17 protein-coding genes are annotated in these 14,222 nt (G+C 64.0%); 3 read left to right on the top strand and 14 right to left on the bottom strand.

Features of this window, described 5'->3' with window-relative positions; translation table 11 throughout:
* Window positions 1-89 precede the first annotated feature (89 nt).
* The 9 genes from recO to rpoZ all read right to left on the bottom strand — a co-directional run bounded on the left by recO (window position 90) and on the right by rpoZ (window position 8,215).
* Complete coding sequence (recO, locus tag BMY71_RS11580) at window positions 90-839, bottom strand: DNA repair protein RecO (RefSeq protein ID WP_011503060.1); 750 nt, start codon at window positions 837-839, stop codon at window positions 90-92.
* Window positions 840-888: 49 nt separating this feature from the next.
* Window positions 889-1,269, bottom strand: coding sequence for a hypothetical protein (locus tag BMY71_RS11575; RefSeq protein ID WP_092683872.1), 381 nt, complete (start codon window positions 1,267-1,269; stop codon window positions 889-891).
* Window positions 1,270-1,279: 10 nt separating this feature from the next.
* On the bottom strand, window positions 1,280-2,203 hold the full coding sequence (gene era / locus BMY71_RS11570; RefSeq protein ID WP_011503058.1) for a GTPase Era: 924 nt from the start codon (window positions 2,201-2,203) through the stop codon (window positions 1,280-1,282).
* Window positions 2,196-3,011 (bottom strand): ribonuclease III, encoded by an 816-nt coding sequence (gene rnc / locus BMY71_RS11565; protein WP_092684187.1) that lies wholly within the window; start codon window positions 3,009-3,011, stop codon window positions 2,196-2,198. Before rnc ends, era begins: the two co-directional genes overlap by 8 nt.
* Entirely contained in the window at window positions 3,008-3,766 is a 759-nt protein-coding gene (gene lepB / locus BMY71_RS11560; RefSeq protein WP_011503056.1) for a signal peptidase I, read from the bottom strand. The genes rnc and lepB overlap by 4 nt, the downstream gene beginning before the upstream one ends.
* Before the next feature lie 261 nt (window positions 3,767-4,027).
* Window positions 4,028-4,447 (bottom strand): holo-ACP synthase, encoded by a 420-nt coding sequence (acpS, locus tag BMY71_RS11555; RefSeq protein WP_011503055.1) that lies wholly within the window; start codon window positions 4,445-4,447, stop codon window positions 4,028-4,030.
* The gene (locus tag BMY71_RS11550) at window positions 4,444-5,208 is read right to left on the bottom strand and encodes a pyridoxine 5'-phosphate synthase (RefSeq protein ID WP_092683870.1); all 765 of its coding nucleotides are present in this window, start codon (window positions 5,206-5,208) and stop codon (window positions 4,444-4,446) included. Before BMY71_RS11550 ends, acpS begins: the two co-directional genes overlap by 4 nt.
* Before the next feature lie 77 nt (window positions 5,209-5,285).
* Window positions 5,286-7,574 carry a RelA/SpoT family protein gene (locus BMY71_RS11545; RefSeq protein WP_011503053.1) on the bottom strand — a complete coding sequence of 763 codons (2,289 nt, stop codon included), beginning with the start codon at window positions 7,572-7,574 and terminating at the stop codon, window positions 5,286-5,288.
* Window positions 7,575-7,822: 248 nt separating this feature from the next.
* Window positions 7,823-8,215, bottom strand: a complete 393-nt coding sequence (gene rpoZ, locus BMY71_RS11540; protein ID WP_011503052.1) for a DNA-directed RNA polymerase subunit omega — start codon at window positions 8,213-8,215, stop codon at window positions 7,823-7,825.
* A gap of 342 nt (window positions 8,216-8,557) precedes the next feature.
* Between rpoZ and BMY71_RS11535 the strand changes: the two genes are divergently transcribed.
* Complete coding sequence (locus tag BMY71_RS11535; protein ID WP_041805325.1) at window positions 8,558-9,187, top strand: LabA-like NYN domain-containing protein; 630 nt, start codon at window positions 8,558-8,560, stop codon at window positions 9,185-9,187.
* A gap of 1 nt (window position 9,188) precedes the next feature.
* Complete coding sequence (locus BMY71_RS11530) at window positions 9,189-9,866, top strand: uracil-DNA glycosylase (protein ID WP_092683868.1); 678 nt, start codon at window positions 9,189-9,191, stop codon at window positions 9,864-9,866.
* A 132-nt stretch (window positions 9,867-9,998) separates the two neighbouring features.
* Here BMY71_RS11530 and BMY71_RS11525 read toward each other — a convergent pair whose 3' ends face one another.
* The 4 genes from BMY71_RS11525 to dapA form a co-directional block, all read right to left on the bottom strand.
* On the bottom strand, window positions 9,999-10,574 hold the full coding sequence (locus tag BMY71_RS11525) for a peroxiredoxin (RefSeq protein ID WP_092683866.1): 576 nt from the start codon (window positions 10,572-10,574) through the stop codon (window positions 9,999-10,001).
* Between the two features lie 113 nt (window positions 10,575-10,687).
* Window positions 10,688-11,161, bottom strand: a complete 474-nt coding sequence (gene smpB / locus BMY71_RS11520) for an SsrA-binding protein SmpB (protein ID WP_011503048.1) — start codon at window positions 11,159-11,161, stop codon at window positions 10,688-10,690.
* Window positions 11,162-11,198: 37 nt separating this feature from the next.
* Entirely contained in the window at window positions 11,199-11,630 is a 432-nt protein-coding gene (mscL, locus tag BMY71_RS11515) for a large conductance mechanosensitive channel protein MscL (protein ID WP_092683864.1), read from the bottom strand.
* A gap of 67 nt (window positions 11,631-11,697) precedes the next feature.
* Window positions 11,698-12,588: a 4-hydroxy-tetrahydrodipicolinate synthase gene (gene dapA, locus BMY71_RS11510; RefSeq protein ID WP_092683862.1), complete on the bottom strand. Its 891-nt coding sequence runs from the start codon at window positions 12,586-12,588 to the stop codon at window positions 11,698-11,700.
* A gap of 268 nt (window positions 12,589-12,856) precedes the next feature.
* Here dapA and BMY71_RS11505 point away from each other — a divergent pair, with 268 nt between their 5' ends.
* Entirely contained in the window at window positions 12,857-13,711 is an 855-nt protein-coding gene (locus BMY71_RS11505; RefSeq protein ID WP_092683860.1) for a DUF2147 domain-containing protein, read from the top strand.
* Between the two features lie 88 nt (window positions 13,712-13,799).
* On the opposite strand, the gene BMY71_RS11500 is transcribed toward BMY71_RS11505, so the two are convergent.
* Window positions 13,800-14,207, bottom strand: coding sequence for a (R)-mandelonitrile lyase (locus BMY71_RS11500; protein WP_011503044.1), 408 nt, complete (start codon window positions 14,205-14,207; stop codon window positions 13,800-13,802).
* Window positions 14,208-14,222 lie beyond the last annotated feature (15 nt).

Genomic DNA, 14,222 nt, shown 5'->3' with positions numbered 1-14,222 from the left:
TCTGGTTGCGAATCGGGCAAGAAACGAATCGCGAGCCCGCGTCAGCCTCCACCGGTCCGGAGGCGCAGACCAGCGCAGACGGAGCGGAATCAGGGGATCGCGGTCCGCGCCAGATGCCGCGTCACCGCGTTGATGAAGCCGTCGCGGGCGTCGGAATGGCCCTGCCCGCGCGGCTCCAGCACGTTGCGCAGCAGGAACCGGCCGGTCAGGTCGAACCCGTCGCGCAGATCCTGATCGGACCAGCCGTTGCGGCCGTCATTGTCGTCGCGCAGGAACGCCGGCAGCCGCAGCAGCTTGTCGCGCCACGGCTCGCCGGCGGCGCGCGACACGGCGCTGCCGGATTTCGGGGAGACATAGATCAGCTCCACCGTCGCACCTGTCGCCGCGCAGGCCGACAGATCGAGGCCGAAGCCGAGCTCGGCCAGCATCGCCAGTTCGAACCGGATCAGATGCGTCGCCGCGTCGCCGACGTCGTCGAAATCGTCCAGCGTGCGCTCCAGCATCTCGTAGATGTCTTCGTGCGGGTCGCGCTCCGGCAGCAGCCGCGCCAGCGAGGCGAGATGGGTGACGCCATAGACCGCGTGCGAGGACGCCAGCATGGTCGCGGCGCGCATCCGCGTGCCTTCGAGCTGGTAGTATCCCAGATGTTCGTCGAGCCGCGCCCGCCACACCGCGAGCACACTGTTGCCCGGCTGAAGCAACGGCCGCATCCGCGACGACGCGCCGCCGCGCACCAGGCCCAGATGACGGCCATGGCTGCGGGTCAAAAGCTCGACGATCGCGCCGGCCTCTCCGTGCCGCCGCACCCCGAGAATGATCCCTTCGTCGCTCCACTCCATCTGCGAATCGTACAAGCTTTCTGGTCCGCGCGCAGCCGCGGCTGCGGCGCTATCCGGTGAACCAGCCGCGAGCGTCGCCGGTGTAGGACAGGTAGATCCCCGCTCCGGTCAAGGCACAGGAGACGATATCAATCAACAGGCCGGCATCGAGCCCGCTGTCGCCGACGATCTGCGCCAGCGCCACGACCGAGAACACCAGCGACGCCGTCAGCACAGCCCGCGCCCAGTTCTTGCGGCCATGAGCAGCGAGCCAGACCAGATAGGCCAGCAGCATGATCAGCCCGGCCGCGATGGTGTTGGCGGCGGCCACGACGGAGGAAGACAACTCGGCGTCCATCGTGCGGTCCTGGAACGCCACGGAGATGCAATCGAGCATCAGCGAAACCAGCAGCAGAACCTCGAACCAGTACACATTCTTGGGAACGCTCATCGCGGCGCCGCTATTCCTTCGGAAATTCGAGGCCCATTTCGCGGTAGCGGTCCGGGTCGTTCTCCCAGTTCTCGCGCACCTTCACGAACAGGAACAGGTGGACCGTCTGCTCGAGGATCTCGCCGATCTCCTTGCGGGCCTCGGCGCCGATCGACTTTATGGTGGCGCCGCCCTTGCCGAGAACGATCTTGCGCTGGCTTTCGCGTTCGACAAAGACCGTTTGCTCGATCCGCACCGAGCCGTCCTTTCGATCAGTCCAACTATCGGTCTCGACCGTCGACTGATACGGCAGTTCCTGATGCAGCTTGCGGAAGATCTTCTCGCGGGTGATCTCGGCCGCGAGATGGCGCAGCGGCGCGTCCGACATCTGATCTTCAGGATAGTGAAACGGACCCGCCGGAACCCGCGCGGCCAATCCGCGGCGCAGATCGTCGACGCCGTCTCCGGACAACGCCGACACCATGAACGTCTCGTCGAAGTGCAGCCGTTGGTTGGCCGTTTGCGTCAGCGCCAGCAACTTTTCGCGCGGCACCAGATCGATCTTGTTGATGACCAGCACCTTCGGATGGCCGACATTCGCGAGGTTACCGAAGATCGTCTCGGCTTCTTCATCGAGGCCGCTGCGTGCGTCGAGCAACACGCACACCAGATCGGCGTCATGCGCGCCTGTCCATGCGGTCTTGACCATGGCGCGGTCGAGCCGGCGCTTCGGCGCGAAGATGCCGGGCGTATCGACCAGCACGATCTGCGAGCCGCCTTCGATCACGATGCCGCGGATCAGGGCGCGCGTCGTCTGCACCTTGCGCGACACGATGGTGACCTTGGAGCCGACCAGCGCGTTGACCAGCGTGGATTTGCCGACATTCGGAGCGCCGATCAGCGCGACGAAGCCGCAGCGGGTGGCGGCCGGAGCCGCGTCAGTGGTTTCAGGCATCGTTGCCGCCAGTGCTAACGCCCTCGCGGGCCAGCATTACCGAAGCTGCGACCTTTTCGGCCGCGCGTTTGCTGCCGCCGACGCCTTCCGCGGGCTCTAACCCCGGCAGGCTGACGGCGACGCGGAATTGCGGATCGTGGTGAGGACCGGTTCGTTCGACTTCGCGATACATTGGCGTTGGAAGCCCCTTGCCCTGCGCCCATTCCTGCAACACGGTCTTGGGGTCGCGTAGCGAGCGCGCCGGCTTGCGCATTCGCTCGGTCCAGTTGCGCTGCACGAAATCCGCCGCGGCCGGATAGCCGCCGTCGAGAAACACCGCGCCGATCACAGCCTCGCAGATGTCTCCGAGTACGGATTTGCGCAGCCGCGCGCCGGCGCCCGCGCCGACTGTGCCGAGCTTGATGCCATCGAGCAAATCGAGACTGCGCGCGATGTCCGCGCACGTCTCCTTGCGCACGAGGTCCGCGAGCCGCTTCGACAACTCGCCTTCGTCGGCATTCGGAAAAGCGCGGTACAGCATGTCCGACACCACCAGGCCGAGAACATGGTCGCCGAGAAACTCCAGCCGCTGATAGCTATCGGCGCGATTGCGCGCCGATTTCAGCGCCGAGACGTGGGTCAACGCAGTGTTCAGCAACGACGGGTCGGCGAAGGTATGTCCGATCCGTTGCTCGATCACCTCCGCTGTCGCCTTCGCCTTCGACTTGCTACGCCGCTTGCGGCCTGCAGGCTGCTCTCCTGTCGGCGGCGGCGGAGTCGGGTCTGTCGCGGTCGACGAACTGTCGATGTCTGTCACGTCCACAATCATCGCACGATCGAGAAGATTCGGCTCCAGCGGACCGCGGTCGGCCAGCGCCAGATCTGCCAAGCGTGCTCGCCTTCGGCGATGGAGAAGAAGATCATCTGGGCGCGGCCGATGATGTTCTCGAACGGAACATAGCCGACCGCCGACAACACGCGGCTGTCCGTGGAATTGTCGCGATTGTCGCCCATCATGAAGAAGTGTCCGGACGGCACGGTGTAGACGTTGGTGTTGTCGTAGAAGCCGTTGTCGACGCAATCCAGCGTTTCATAGGTGACGTTGTTCGGCAGCGTCTCCTTCCAGCGTTTGACGCGCGCGGTGGCATCCGAGCCGCACGGATCTTCGCCGACATAATCGGGCAGCCGCTCGCGAACGACCGGCTTGTCGTTGATGTAGAGCAGCCCTTCGCGCATCTGGATGCGGTCCCCCGGCATTCCGATCACGCGCTTGATGTAGTCCGTGGAGTCGTCCTTCGGCAGCCGGAACACCACGACGTCGCCGCGGTTCGGCTCGGAGCCGAAGATCCGGCCGGAGAAGATCGGCGGCGAGAGTGGAATCGAATAGTGGCTGTAGCCGTAGGAGTATTTCGACACGAACAGATAGTCGCCGACCAGCAATGTCGCCTTCATCGAGCCCGACGGAATGTTGAAGGGCTGGAACAGGAACGTCCGGATCACCAGCGCGATGATGAGGGCATGGATGACGACGCGGATCGTTTCGCCGATGCCGCTCTCAGATTTCGTACCGGATGTCACGCTCATCGCTTTCCCGATTCCCGTCGCGAATGCCGCGCGGTGGACGACTATTCTCAGGTGAAGCGGATCCGCTTCGCGATGAGAAGCTCAATTTGGCAGGAACGGCCCGAAGTGAAGGCGCCGCTCGCCATAGATTCGACCCGCGAAGGGGTTCCGCGCGGTTGTAGACCGTTGTCGCGAAGCGCGCAATCAACCGTCCAGACAAAACTAGCTAATGCTATGACGAATCAGCGCCTTTTCCGTTCCGCGGGGGCGCTGCGGCAGCCGTCAGGATGCCGTCGCAGGAATCGCCGAAATGACCACGAAGGCCTGCGCCAGCGGCCATTCGTCGGTAATCGAGAGGTCGATCTGGGCGATCATCCCGGCCGGCGTCAGGGCATCGAGCCGAGCTTTCGCGCCGCCGGTCAGCGCCATGGTCGGACGGCCGCCCGGCAGATTGACCACTCCCATGTCGCGCCACCAGACGCCCTGGCGGATCCCGGTTCCGAGCGCCTTGGAGCAGGCCTCCTTGGCGGCGAACCGCTTGGCATAGGTAGCGGCCACCAAATTCGGCTGCTTATCGCGCCGCCCGGCCCTCGCCCGCTCGGTTTCGGTGAAGATCCGGTCGAGAAACCGCTCGCCGTGTCGTTCGATCACCTTGGCGATGCGGGTGATGTCGATCAGGTCCGAGCCGATGCCGATGATCATGCTGCGATCACCCGTGCGCGGCCGCGGTCCATCGTCACCCGCATCGCCTTGACGGTCTCGCCGAGGCCGACGAACAGCGCCTCGCCGATCATGTAGAAGCCGATGTTGAGCTCGACGATCTGCGGCAGCGCCGCGATTGTTTCGGCCGTGGCGTAGTCGAGGCCGTGGCCGGCGTGGACTTCGAGCCCGGCCGCTTGCGCGAGCGCGGCGCCGGCGACGATCCGCCGCCACTCCTCGGCCGCCTTCGCCGGCTCGTCATCGGTGATCGCGTCGCACCAGGCGCCGGTGTGGATTTCGATCGCCGGCGCTTTCAGCCTCGCGGCCATCTCGATCTGCGCCGGATCGGCGGCGATGAACAGCGACACCCGAATGCCCGCGTCGTTGAACCGCGCAATCGAAGGCGCCAGCGACTCGCGTTGGCCGACAACGTCGAGGCCGCCTTCCGTGGTGAGCTCCTCGCGCCGCTCGGGCACCAGGCAAACCGCGTGAGGCTTGATGCCGAGCGCGATGCGGACCATGTCCGGCGTCGCCGCCATCTCGAAATTGAGCGGCTTCGAGATCTCGGCCTTGAGCCGCTCCATGTCGTTGTCGCGGATGTGCCGGCGATCCTCACGCAAATGCGCGGTGATGCCGTCGGCGCCGGCCTCGATCGCGGCCAATGCAGCGCGCACCGGATCGGGATGGCGACCGCCGCGCGCGTTACGCACGGTCGCGATGTGATCGATGTTGACCCCGAGACGCAGAGGAGGAGTTTTCGGCATGTTGGACCTGCGGGACGTACTTGCGGAACGACGTATTAGCGGAGCGACGTAGTTACGGAAAGCTCAGCGACCGAATGCTATCCATTGACGCGCTCGACGTGGGCCACGACCGCCTTGGCGCGGAGCTGGGCGATGATCGCACTGAGATGCTTGAGGTCGTAGACCTCGAGATCGATGGTGAGTTCGGTGAAGTCCGGCGAGCGGCGGCTCATATTGATGTTGTCGATATTGCCGTCATGCTCGGCGATCACGCTGGCGATCTGCGCGAGGCTGCCAGGCTCGTTGACATTCTGCAAGAACAGCCGCGCGGGGAAGCGTTGCGGCGTGGTCTCGTCGATGTCCCATTTCACGTCGAGCCAGCGCTCCGGCATCTCCTCGAAATCCTTCAAGGCCGGTGAATGGATCGGATAGATGGTGATGCCCTCGCCCGGCGTGACGATCCCGATAATGCGATCGCCCGGCACGGCGCCGCCGTTCGGTGCGAATTTCACCGGCAGTCCCGAGTGGATGCCGCCGATCGGGATCGCAGCGCCGATCTTGCCCGGCTCCGCAGCGGATCTCGTCACGGGTTTGTCCGGCTTCTTGCCGCCGAACCGCGCGGTGCGCTCTTCCTTGTAGTCGGGATACATCGCACGGGCGACGTCGGATGCTTTCATTTCGCCACGGCCGACCGAGGCCATCACGTCCTCGATCGAGGCCCGCGCCAGCCGCGGCAACGCGCCCTTCAGCTTGTCGTCGGCGTATTCGATCTTGGCGCGTGCGAACAGGCGCTCGACGATGCGGCGGCCGAGACCCGCATATTGATCGCGCATCGCGGTGCGGGTGGCACGACGGATCGCTGCGCGCGCCTTACCGGTTCTCGCCAGCGACTCCCACGCCGCCGGCGGCGCCGATTGCACGCTCGACGTCAGCACTTCGACCTCGTCGCCGTTCTGGAGCTCCGACGACAGCGGCGCGAACTTGCCGTTGATCTTGCAGCCGACCGCACTGTTGCCGACGTCGGTGTGCACCGCATAGGCGAAGTCGATGACGTTGGCGGCGCGCGGCAGCGCGATCAGCTTGCCCTTCGGCGTGAAGCAGAACACCTGATCGTGGAACAGTTCGAGCTTGGTATGCTCGAGGAATTCTTCCGGGTTCGAACTCTCCGACAACATCTCGATGGTGTGACGCAGCCAGGCGAAGGCATTGGATTCGCGGTTGAGCAATTCGGTCGGCGAGCCGACGCCGTCCTTGTAGAAGGCGTGCGCCGCGATGCCGTATTCCGCGATCTGGTTCATGTCCTGTGTACGGAACTGCAGCTCGACGCGCTGCTGGCCCGGGCCGATCACCGTGGTGTGCAGCGAGCGATAGTCGTTCTGCTTCGGCGTCGAGATGTAATCCTTGAACCGTCCCGGCACCATCGGCCAGGTCGTATGCACCACGCCGAGCGCGCGGTAGCAGGCCTCGACGTCATTCAGCACGACGCGAAAGCCGTAAATGTCCGAGAGCTGCTCGAAGCCGACCGACTTGCGCTCCATCTTGGTCCAGATCGAAAACGGCCGCTTGCGCCGGCCGGTCACTTCCGCGGTGATGCCATTCTTGCCGAGGTTGGCGGAGAGCTGGGTTTCGATCTCGCCGATCAGATTGCGGTTGCGTTCGGCGAGCGCATCGAGCCGCTGCATCACCACCGTGAAGGCTTCAGGATCGAGCGTTCGGAACGACAGATCCTCCAGCTCCTCTCGCATCTCCTGCATACCCATGCGGCCGGCGAGCGGCGCGTAGATATCGAGAGTTTCCTCGGCGATCCGTTGGCGCGATGCGGGCGGCACGAAGTCCAGCGTCCGCATGTTGTGCAGGCGATCGGCGAGCTTGATCAGCAGCACGCGGACGTCGTCGGCGATCGCCAGCAGCAGCTTGCGGAGATTCTCCGCCTGCTTGGCCTCGCGCGACACGAGCTCGAGTCGCTTCAGCTTGGTGAGGCCCTCGACCAGCGCGCCGATCTCATGGCCGAACAGCTTGTCGATCTCGGTCCGGGTCGCCTCGGTGTCTTCGATCGTGTCATGCAGCAGCGCTGCGACGATGGTCGCGTCGTCGAGCTTCAGGTTGGTGAGAATCGCGGCGACTTCGAGCGGATGCGAGAAGTATGGGTCGCCTGAGGCGCGAGTCTGCTCGCCATGCGCCATCATCGCGTAGACATAGGCGCGGTTGAGCATGTCCTCGTCGGTATTCGGATTGTAACTCCGGACCCGCTCGACGAGGTCATATTGTCGCATCATTCGGGCCCGCGTTCCACGCGGCTTCGGCTGCGCCGAAGCTGGCCCTGCCACAGTTGCTGCCGAATCGGCCATGGCCTCCATCTGCCTCGGAATGCGGCGTCCTGGCGCCATATTGCGAACCTCGATTGCGGCGCAATGCGCCGCAAATGTCACTGGTGAATTGCTTCAGATCTGCTGGAAATCCGAGCCGCCAACAGTAGAGGCTTTTGCCATGATGGGAAGATGGACGATCGCGAAAACCAGCCATGTGGCAAAGGTTTGATCGATCGCAAGGATCTCTCGCGGCAAAAACCAAACGGCCCGGACTGATCCGGGCCGCGAAGCTGTTTCGTAACGTCTGACGTGAAAGGAGACGAGCGTTACTCGTCTTCCTCGGGCTGCTCTTCCGGCGGCGCGAGGCCTTCCAGGCCCTTCAGGAGCTCTTCCTCGGTCATGCGCTCCAGCGCGACCTCGGTATCGTCTGCGTCGACACTGGCGCCAACCGACCCGATGAGAGGAACGGTGTCCTGCTCCGGCTCGTCGACTTCGACGAACTTTTGCAGGGAGTGCACCAGCTCTTCCCTGAGATCTTCGGGAGACACCGTCTGCTCGGCGATTTCACGCAGCGAAACAACGGGATTCTTGTCGTTGTCACGGTCGATTGTGAGCTGCGAACCCGACGAAATCATCCGCGCACGGTGCGCCGCCAGCAGGACCAGGTCGAACCGGTTGTCGACCTTATCAATACAATCTTCCACGGTGACGCGCGCCATCGCCAGTCGCTCCGTTCAAAAGGACCAAAATGCGGGTTATCGGCCGTAGGTATAGGGGGTTGACGCGATGCGCAAGAACCAAATTGTCATTTGGCCGTGAACCCACACTCTGATAATGCACCAAAAGTCCGGCGATGGGCGCAACCAATCACTGGGACAAACACGGATATGACAAGAAAAGGCTTCTTTTCAGAAAGAAAAGTATAGAATACCGGTCGATGCTTCGTGCGGTTGAAGATTGTGCCGGCTGCCAAAGCCGACGGCTATTCGTGCAAATTGACTTTAATGCGCGACCATTTCTGTCGCGCCAAAAACCTAACGACTGAAAAACGAGAGATCTGGATGTCCACCTCTGCGAGCAACAAAATCGCGCTGTTTATCGATGGCGCCAATCTTTATGCGACTGCAAAAACCCTTGGTTTCGATATCGATTACAAACGACTGCTCAAGGAATTCCAGAGTCGCGGGACTTTGATCCGCGCCTTCTACTACACCGCCATCATCGAGGATCAGGAATACTCTTCGATTCGTCCTCTGATCGACTGGCTCGACTACAATGGCTACACCGTGGTCACCAAGGCGACCAAGGAGTTCATCGATGCCAGCGGCCGTCGCAAGGTCAAGGGCAACATGGATATCGAGCTCGCGGTCGACGCCATGGAATTGGCCGAGCACATTGACCAGATGGTTCTGTTCTCCGGTGACGGCGACTTTCGGTCGCTGGTCGAGGCAGTGCAGCGTCGCGGCGTCCGTGTCACGGTGATCTCGACGATCTCCAGCCAGCCGCCGATGATCGCCGACGAGTTGCGCCGTCAGGCCGACACCTTCACCGACCTGGTCGAACTGCAGTCCAAGATCGGTCGTGATCCGGCCGATCGGCCGCCGCCGCGCGAACCGCGTCATGCACCGCAATTCCTGCAGCGTTCGGTGGCGATGGCGCCGAGGGGCGCGGACGACGATTTCGAAGACTGACATGACTGCAACGCGCGGCCCCCTCGCCGCGGTATCTCGTCCAATCGCCGAACCCGATCGTGATTGCCCAGACTGTCCGAGGCTCGCGGCATTCCGCCGCGAGCAGCGGCTGCGTGAGCCCCTCTGGCACAATGCGCCGGTGCCCTCGTTCGGCGATGACGACGCAACGCTACTGATCGTCGGGCTCGCGCCGGGCTTGCAGGGCGCCAACCGAACCGGCCGGCCATTCACCGGCGATTACGCCGGCGACCTGCTCTACGCGACGTTGATCGAGTATGGCTTCGCCAAGGGCAACTACGAGGCCCGGCCGGACGACGGGCTGCGGCTGGTCCGCTGCCGGATCAGCAATGCGGTGCGCTGCGTGCCGCCGCAGAACAAGCCCCTCCCTATCGAGATCAACACCTGCCGGCGGTTTCTCGCGACGACGATCGAAACCATGCCGAAGCTGCGCGCGCTGGTGCTGCTCGGCCGCATCGCGCACGACTCGACGTTGAAAGCCGTCGGCCTTCGAGCATCGCAAGCGCCGTTCGGGCACGGCGCGGTCCACCAGGCCGGCGCGCTGCGGCTGTACGACAGCTATCACTGCTCACGCTACAACACGAACACCGGCGTGCTCACCCCGAAGATGTTCCACGCGGTGTTCGCCCGCGTTCGCGCCGATCTGGACCAGCCGAACTAGCCGTCGCGCGCCTCGAAGGATGGCCGCGCGCCGGGCTTCGGCCCGCCGGTCGCTTGCTTCGAGGTTCGCCCGCGGCGAGCACCTCAGCATGATGAACCCGCGTGGCAAAGCCTTGAAGCTCGCGGCGAAGCCTCAGCGCGGATTGGCCCGCAGCCAGGCCAGCACGTCGCCGGCATTTCGATCCGGCGGAAACACCGGATAGAATATGTGGGTGATGTGGCCGTCATCGATGATCATCGCCATCCGCTTGAGCAAAGTGAGCCCGGCGACGCGCATCGTCGGCAGATTGAGCGCCCTGCTCAGCGCCAGCTTCTCGTCCGACAGCACCGGAAACGGCAGATGCAGCCGCGTCGCCATTTCGGACTGATAGTCGGTGCCTTGGGTCGACAGCCCGAACACCTGAGCCGCGCCGGCGGCTTTCAGCTCGGCGAACAGATCGCGGAACGAGCAAGTCTGCGGCGTGCAGCCCCGCGCGCCGGGGATCATGTCCCAACCGTCAACCGGCGCGATCTTGCCGGGTTGGCCGGTCCGCGGATAGCCGAATACGACGGTCCGGCCGTGCAGCGCCGACAGATCGACGTTGCTGCCGTCTGTCGCCGGCAATGCAATCGAAGGCAGCATCTGCCCGGGAAGATGCGCTGCGCCCCCGTCATCGGTCGGCGCAGGGATCAGGGTCCAGTCGACGTCGGTCAGGTGGCCTTGATTCATGCTTCTGCTCCCCACGGTCGAGCTGGATCATTCGCGATTCCGACAAGCTCAGAACCGAAGCTATCCAATTGTGGACTGATACGCATTCCTCTTGCGAACCAAATCACGTCGCATCAGCCGCGCGCGCGCAACAGCCGGCCTTTCTCGCGACTCCAGTCGCGCTTCTTTTCGGTTTCGCGCTTGTCGTGCAGCTGCTTGCCCTTGGCCAGCGCCAGCAGCAACTTGGCGCGGCCCTTCTCGTTGAAGTACAGCTTCAGCGGAATGAGAGTCATACCCTGACGCTCGACCGCGCCCATCAGCTTGTTGATCTGCTTTCGGTGCAGCAGCAGCTTGCGCGGCCGCTTTGGCTCGTGGTTGAAGCGGTTGGCCTGCAGATATTCCGGGATATTGGCATTGATCAGCCAGATCTCCCCGCCGCGGGAATCCGCATAGGATTCGGCGATCGTCGACTTGCCGCTGCGGACCGACTTGACCTCGGTGCCGGTCAGCGAGATGCCCGCCTCGATCGTGTCTTCGATTGCGTAGTTGAACCGCGCCTTGCGGTTCTCCGCGACCACTTTGATCGCGCGTTCGTTCTTGTCGGCCATTGCGGCTGAACCTCGTTAACGCCGCTCCGCCGAAGGCCTAGACCTGCGTGCGGATGCCGCTCTTCAGAATATCGCGGATCTCCGTGAGAAGTTCCTGCTCGCGGGTCGGCTTCGGCGGCGCCGCTGCGACGGCCTCGTCGTTGCGCTTCAGCCGGTTCATCGCCCGGATCACGCCGAACAGGACGCCGGCGACGATCAGGAAGTTGAGCGTGATGGTGAGGAAACTGCCCCACGCCAGCACCGCGCCCTGCTTCTTCGCCTCGGCCAGCGAATTCGCCGTCACCGCCTTCGACAGCGGTGTGAAGTAGTTCGAGAAGTCGAGGCCGCCGGTGACCGCGCCGATCACCGGCATGATCAGATCGCCGACCATCGAGGTCACGATGGCGCCGAACGCGGCCCCGATGATGACGCCGACCGCAAGATCGACGACATTGCCCTTCATCGCGAATTCGCGGAACTCCTTGAGCATCGACCCTCGCAGTTTCTTTGTGGAGCGGCCTGGTTGGTACAGGTCCGCGTGAATGGGTCAGCAGCCGTTAGTTCAGCAACCCGGCGTGAATCATGGCGGCGCGGATGGCTTTGCCCGTCGGTTCGGTCACCGGCATCAGCGGCAGCCGCACTTCTTCCTGAATCCGGCCGAGCAGCGTCAAGCCATGTTTGGCGCCGGCCACGCCGGGCTCCTTGAAGACCGCATCGTGCAACGGCACCAGCCGGTCCTGGATCTTCAGCGCGCCGGGATAGTCGCCGGCAAACACAGCCGCCATCAGGTCGGCACAGAGCTTCGGCGCCACATTCGACACCACCGAGATGCAGCCGTGGCCGCCCGCGGCCATATAGGCCAGCGCGGTCATGTCCTCACCGGAGAGCTGGATGAAATCCGCCCCCATCGCGTGGCGCTGCTGCGACACCCGGCCCAGATTGGCCGTCGCGTCCTTGACGCCGACGATGTTCTCCAACTCGTACAGGCGACTCATGGTGTCGACCGACATGTCGACCACGGATCGCGGCGGGATGTTGTAGATGATGATCGGAATCCCGATCGCGTCATTGATCGCCTTGAAGTGCTGATACATGCCCTCCTGGGTGGGCTTGTTGTAATAAGGCGTCACAACCAGGACCGCATCCGCGCCCGCCTTCTCGGCATGTCTGGCGAGCTCGATGGCCTCACGGGTGGAATTCGATCCAGCCCCGGCGATCACCGGCACCCGTCCCCCGGCCTCTTCGACGCACCATTCCACCACCTTGTTGTGCTCGTCATGGCTCAGCGTCGGGCTCTCGCCCGTGGTCCCGACCGGCACCAGTCCGTTGGTCCCTGCTGCGATCTGCCATTTGACCAAATCGCGAAAGGCCTGCTCGTCGACCGAACCGTTCTTGAACGGCGTGACCAAGGCGGTAAACGACCCCCGGAAATTCGTCTTGGCTGCCATAGTGCTCTCCTGACGCGCAGTCCCAATCTGTTGGCCTTTCATATCGGGTCAAGAGCGGCCGCGAAAGGCCCGGATTCGGCCGTCCGGGACGAGTTCCAGGCTTCGCGGGTGCCAGGCAGCGGCGCGCCGAGCGCCTTTCCTTTGCCGACCGGTCTTTGAACCTTTGCCGGGCGGCCACGTCTCATCCTCGATGCGTGATCCCTATCACGCTGGAAAACTTCGTCCGGGCGCAGATTGGCGGCACTTCACGCGATTGCAGGAGGAAGTCATGAAAAGCTTGATCGCGCTGGCGGCGCTGCTTGTGGCAAGCACGGCGGCACAGGCTGGGGAAACCTATTCGTTCGACATCGGCGGTCATTCGGTCCGGATCGAAAAGCCACGCGATTGCAACGATGCGTCCTGCGTCTCGATTTCGATCCCTGGTGTCTACGAATCCGGCCCGAAGCGCAGCAAGCGCCCGCGAATCGAGCCGGACGACGACGTCGATGAACGCCCGGCCACCCAGAAGCCGGTTCAGGAAACGCGCAAACCGCCCGGCCAGCCTGCGACCGCCAATGACAGGGCGGCAACGCAGGAAGCGCTGGAGCCGGCCAAAGGCTCACCCAAGGTCGCGCCGGCGCCTCCGGCCGCTCCCGCAACGACCGCCAGCCGGATCCAGGAACCCGCTCCGGCGCCGGCCGCCAGTCGCGCATCGGAGCCAGCCGCCTCAGTTGCAAATCCGGCGCCGCCGGACAGCGCGCCAGCCAAGCGACTTGACCCGGTGGTCGCCGCCGCGCCCCCGTCAGTCCCGGCCCAGGAGCAGGCCCCGGCGGCGCCCGACAAGCTCTCGCCGCTCGGCGTCTGGCTGACCGAGGAGAAGGAAGGCAAGGTCCGGATCGAACAATGCGGAGCCAGTCTCTGCGGTTACTCGGTCAACGCCCGGTCGAACGAGAACGGCGAGAAGATCCTGATCAACATGAAGCCGGGCGGCGACAACAAATGGAGCGGCCGGATCCACGACCCGAAAAGCGGCAGCAATTATGACTCGACAATCGCCCTGAAGGGCCCGGATCGGCTCAAAGTCCAAGGCTGCGCGTTCGGCGGCATGTTCTGCGGCGGCCAGACCTGGAGTCGCGTGAACTAGCAGACGATTAGCGCGATATCTTGAACCAGAACGACAAGGGCCCTGCCGTCGCGGCAAGGCCCTTGTCAAACCAGTTCCGCGGTTGCCGTTAGGCCGATGGGACGGCGGCATAATCCGCATCAGAGACATGCTCCATCCAGGTCGCGAAGCTGCCGTCGAGCGCTTCCTGCATCGCGATGTGGGTCATGCCATTGGTCGGCGAAGCGCCATGCCAGTGCTTCTCGCCTGGCGGTATCCAGACCACATCCCCAGCGCGAATCTCCCGGACGGGTCCGCCTTCGGTCTGAACGCGGCCGATTCCGGTGACCACATAGAGCGTCTGGCCGAGCGGATGGGTATGCCACGCCGTCCGCGCGCCGGGCTCGAACGCCACACGGGTCGCCGCCAGCCGCGCCGGAGCCGGCGCGGAGACGATCGGGTCCTGCCAGACAGTGCCGGTGAAATAATCCTTCGGCGCGCGGAGGGTCGGCCGCGAACCGGCTGAGAAGATATCCATGTTTCCGACCTCCGG

The sequence above is a fragment of the Rhodopseudomonas pseudopalustris genome (assembly GCF_900110435.1).
GTDB lineage: Bacteria > Pseudomonadota > Alphaproteobacteria > Rhizobiales > Xanthobacteraceae > Rhodopseudomonas > Rhodopseudomonas pseudopalustris.
The sequence above is the reverse complement of the archived record's forward strand: the minus strand, read 5'-3'. Positions and strand labels throughout refer to the sequence as shown.